Source organism: Paramagnetospirillum caucaseum (genome assembly GCF_000342045.1).
GTDB lineage: Bacteria > Pseudomonadota > Alphaproteobacteria > Rhodospirillales > Magnetospirillaceae > Phaeospirillum > Phaeospirillum caucaseum.
This window is the reverse complement of record NZ_AONQ01000134.1, coordinates 1-4,674: the sequence shown is the minus strand read 5'-3', so window position 1 is coordinate 4,674 and position 4,674 is coordinate 1. Positions and strand designations below refer to the sequence as shown.

The 4,674-nt window shown below is 50.1% G+C and carries 5 protein-coding genes; 2 read left to right on the top strand and 3 right to left on the bottom strand.

What is annotated here, in order from left to right; translation table 11 throughout:
* The coding region (locus tag H261_RS25215) for a hypothetical protein (RefSeq protein WP_008622398.1) at nt 1-474 on the bottom strand (474 nt) is incomplete at its 3' end.
* Nucleotides 475-1,250: 776 nt separating this feature from the next.
* Between H261_RS25215 and H261_RS22460 the strand changes: the two genes are divergently transcribed.
* Both H261_RS22460 and H261_RS25210 read left to right on the top strand, forming a co-directional pair.
* Nucleotides 1,251-1,688, top strand: coding sequence for a hypothetical protein (locus tag H261_RS22460; protein ID WP_008622397.1), 438 nt, complete (start codon nt 1,251-1,253; stop codon nt 1,686-1,688).
* A 282-nt stretch (nt 1,689-1,970) separates the two neighbouring features.
* Nucleotides 1,971-2,744 carry a hypothetical protein gene (locus H261_RS25210; protein WP_152427079.1) on the top strand — a complete coding sequence of 258 codons (774 nt, stop codon included), beginning with the start codon at nt 1,971-1,973 and terminating at the stop codon, nt 2,742-2,744.
* An 81-nt stretch (nt 2,745-2,825) separates the two neighbouring features.
* Here H261_RS25210 and H261_RS22450 read toward each other — a convergent pair whose 3' ends face one another.
* Entirely contained in the window at nt 2,826-3,407 is a 582-nt protein-coding gene (locus H261_RS22450; RefSeq protein WP_040477312.1) for a tyrosine-type recombinase/integrase, read from the bottom strand.
* A gap of 222 nt (nt 3,408-3,629) precedes the next feature.
* Entirely contained in the window at nt 3,630-4,463 is an 834-nt protein-coding gene (locus H261_RS22445) for a DNA adenine methylase (RefSeq protein ID WP_235063034.1), read from the bottom strand.
* Nucleotides 4,464-4,674: the final 211 nt, after the last annotated feature.

Here is a 4,674-nt window from a genome sequence, read left to right as displayed (position 1 = left end):
CTTCGACCCCATTCGCATCACGATTCCCCCCGGCTTGGTGGTCAAGGTCTTGATGAGGGTGAATTCTCCATTGACGTCCATCGCCATCAAATCCACCTCGATCCGCCCAGGGCTGGGGATCGACATAACAAAATAGGGCACGCAAGCAGTATCGTCCTGACCAAGCAAGGTCCAAGTGCCACAGCGACCCTTGGGCTTGGTGATAACTGGGCTGAAATAGGTTCTGGCATTCCGGCTGATAGCTTTTGTGTATATTCTATATATATCCACAAATGATGTCTTTGATTTGTAGGTTCCGTCGATCAGCTTGCTGAGGTCATCGTAGCTGCTGAATTTGACGGTGTACTCAACGCCATCAATTTCTATAAGTCCGCTGAACTGGTATCTTGAACTGAACGCCAGTGATTTATGTCCTTTTTTCGGTATATCTCTTGGTTCTTCCCGAAATACGCAAAAATAGTCGATTTCATACATGATTATGATGTGTCCTTTGTTTCTGGTTCTCTCCTGAGTTAGTCTATATTGTTGACTAAAAAGTTAGACTTAGTCTATGTTGGTATCCAATATAGACTAAGTCGCACTTTAGCTAATCACGGATTAGCCATATCCAACACCGACAACTCACTCCTTTCGTCTGTCCAAGACCAAGACGCCTGCGGCGTCATGACAAAATGAACAACTCATTTCCTTCGTTGGTCCCAAAACGAAGACGCCTTCGGCGTCATCATGGATTTCAACTCATGGGTTCCAGGTCCAACACCGACAACTCGTTCCCTTCGTTCGTCACAACACCACCCTGCCCCCGGCAGGGGATCAGATCGACTACGCCTATGGCGGCTCATGCCGGATCATATGGAGTAGCCGAAGGCGTTTCATGGCCTCGACGAAGCCATTTTCGAATCGGCTAACATGAATCTGCAATTTGTTTGTTACTTGCTGATGGCAAGTAGTCCCCTGGGTATCCAGCCTATGAACATCATGATGTGTGGTTGATTATTCCAGGCATTTACTCCGCATGGCTTGTTATTATCTTTATGTGACGCTAAATGCGTTCACATGTCATGTCTCACGATTTCCGGCGAAGTCCAGAATTGATGCGTCAATGCATCGCTGTGTGGCTATTTGTGTGTTTTGATCAATTAGCATCATGTGGCCGTGCGGCCATATCATAAAATATATTTACGTAGCCATCTTGGCCTTTATTAAATACGGCATTATCATGATTTCAAGGTTAACGCATGGAGGCTATTATGTTGCAGCTTAAGTTCAGTGACGAGAAGAAGGTGCTTGTTTCCGAAGCACGCAAGAAGTCCCCCCGGCAGGTTGTGCTGGACGGCATTCACAATCAGGTGGAACTGCTGAAGAATCCGAGCTTCACCGTCGAACGGGTTCGCTATTCCAAGGGTGCCGAAAACGGCAATGCCCGGCAGAGCATCAGTCGTCCGCCGCAGCCCTGGTTCTGGAAGTCGGTTACCGGCGACAATATGCTGCTGGAAATCAGGTATGGTCGCACCGTGGTCGAACTCCAGGGACAGGGGATGGCTAACACCGTGATTGCGGGCAAGACCAACGCCGATGCAATCAAAGTGCTGGAACAGATCGCTACTGCCGTGAAGGCCGGGGAACTCGATGAACCTCTGGAGGCTGCCCGGATCAAGGCGAAGAACCGTCGCGGCAAGGTCGAGTAGCTGGGTATCATCTGATCGCATTTCGGGGCAGGTTGGTGATCAACCTGCCCCGAATGATTCTTGCATCCTTTTTTGTCCTGCCATTTTCAAATATCTTAGTTTCAATGAATCTGTCTGGAATTCTGATAAAAAAAGTTTTTTGATTTATCACTCTGATTCCCAACGTGGATTTATAAGATTATAAAAAAGTCTATTGACTTTTAGCGGATAACATGAACCGTGCTGCTTGACGCATTCAAGTGTGGTTGATATGATCTTCACGCATTTAAAGGAGTGAGGATCATGAGTATCGACATTGACCGGCACATCAATATGATTAAATCGTTCCGTAACGCACATTCTGAATGTGGCGATTACATTCCGTATATGATGCCGCACGAAAATTATCATACATACCCTGATCGTTGGGTTGATCTTCCATCAAACGAGTTGCTGCTTGTGGAGATTTCTGGTGACGGAACGCTAACGGCCGAAAACATTACGGTCGTTAGGCAGTCAACTGACATGACGATTGAAGTCTCGTTTTATACGAAGGGTCGCGTTTGGATGAATTCATTATCTTGCACGATTAAATGGGGAGATAACTGCGTTTACACCAATATTTCGTTTGACCGATTTTTGTTGGGAGGAGGTATGGATGCTGTAAAGCTCCAATTAGGTGTTATCTACGGCCAACTTCAGTTTCTGTCCGAACCGACAATCCACGCGGATTATATCGATCCAAGCCCTTATGTTCAGAAGGCTCGGGCCGACAGAGGCAAGAGGCCCCTGCCTGCATATCGGGTGATCCGCCCTGGTCAGACCGTCATGCATTACCGCAAAGGTGACGCAGCGGGTGGCACCAAGGTTGAGGCCGACAGTGAGAGCAGTGGAAAATTCAAGGGCCGGGGAAAGGGCGTTCCAAAGTCACCCCACTGGAACCCTGGCTGCACCTACGCAAAGAAGAATGGGCGGATCGTCCACAAGCGTCCCTACCCGGTGAAGGGCGGGAAATGTCCCAACCCCATCCCGGTGCTGGCGTTGAAGCCCAACGAGGTTCAGTTCGTGTCCGACTAATCGATTGTCGGGCACCTCGTTGCCGGGGCAGGACTGATCATCCCGCCCCCGAACGATTCCGACGGCCAACTGCGGCAGTGATCAGATCAAGTTGACCAATTTCCTCTTTGCGTCGGAATCGCCCTCAATGTATCTGGCCGTCATCGCCAAGCTGGCATGGCCGACCAATTGCTGGACATCCCTCAAACTACCACCGGCCATGCCCACCTTCTTGGCCGCCGTGGTGACGAATGTCCTTCTTCCCGAATGCGACGAACACCCAAGATAACCCAGCCGCTGATACAACCTGGAGAACCACGCGACGACGGTATTCGGCGTCATGCCTATCCCACGCTCACTGTAGATCACGGGATGGTCAGCACCGCGAATTCCTCGGGCATGCAATTCGACCAGGGCCGACCTCAATTCCCGGTTCATTGGGATCGACCGACCCGACGCCTGTTTTGTGGCTTTATCCTCCAAGTGGATCATGTCGCCCACTTCGCCGGTCGCGGTCAGTACCATCGACCATGTGATGCAGGCAATTTCCTTGGCCCTGAGGCCGGCCTTCGCCGACAACAGGAACATGACCCGATCACGAACTCCATGCCGGGTCGATCCCAGATGAAGCAAAACTGTCGAGATTTGGGTCGCCGTGAGAACCTTTGCCTGTTTGCCTGCCATGATCGCCAACTCATCATAAAATTAGAGCAGTAGATAACTTTGAAATGAGTATAGCAGTCGTGAATAAATCGGCCAAGGCCATGGCCTTGAAAAATATGGAGTAAATAGCAACTCGCTATGAAATACCTATTTCATGATGAGTGCATTTTTAATGGTTGGTGTGATTTTGTTTTATGGGCCTGGACTGTTCGTGGTGACGAACCTTTCGACCCTACTGACTAATTAGGCGACCTGGATCATGTGGTCATCTTCGTGATGCCAAGAGTTACCGAACCGACGACCGATTGGCGTCATGCCAACTGCGTCGGCCAGTTCGTTCGAGAAGATCAGCAGTTCGGCACCCAATTTGCCGGTTCCATAGGTCCAGGAAGCAGCGACCATTGCGAACCCTTCATAGAGACGACGTACTGCCGGGGCGTCGTTATATGAGAGCAACCAGTACCCTGGTCGCGACCGAAGGACATCAGCCAACCGATCATGCTCAAAATCACGATGGGCATCACCCCGAATGCCATACAGGTTCGATTTCGACGCCGCCAGTAGGTAGGGCGGATCAAGGTAGGCAAAGGCATCAGGGTGCAGAGAAAGGCTGGTTTCGAAGTCGGCCTCCTCGACGGTGAGGTTGGGGGTCGCAGTTCTTGCCAGTTTGTCGATGGACGACAGAGTGAACCTTTCGCCTGAATATCCCCCTGAAAATGTCAGCCCTGAAAACGAAGACCGATTGATCGCGAAGAATGCGGCTGCCTGTGTCACCGGGTCGGGGATGGAGAAGTAGGATTTCTGAAGCTGGTAGAATCCATCCCGATCCAACGGATAAAACAGGCGGGCAGTTTCGGCAACAGCACCTGGATTAATCCCAATCTGCCTCCAGCAATTTACCAACGGCTGGAACACATCGTATCCATGAACCTGGATACCGCGTTGGTTCAGGTCCAGTTCGACGGCACCGCCCCCGAGAAAGGGGGAACAGACTTCATCCACATGTTCTGGAATGAATGAAATAATTGTCTTTTTGCCTCTCTCTTTACCGCCTGGGTATCTAAATATCGCCCTCAACCGTCACCATCAAACTGGTATTTATCAGTTCGATGGTGTGAGTTTGTTTCTGAACCGCCTGAATGCCACGCATGAAAAAGCCCCGGCAAATTTCTCCGCCGGGGCTAATTTGTGAATTGGCTAATTACTTCTTTTTGCGGCCAATTCCTTTTTTCTCGGCGGCCACTTTATCGAGTTCAGAACGCTCGTTGATCAACTTGACCAGCTTTTC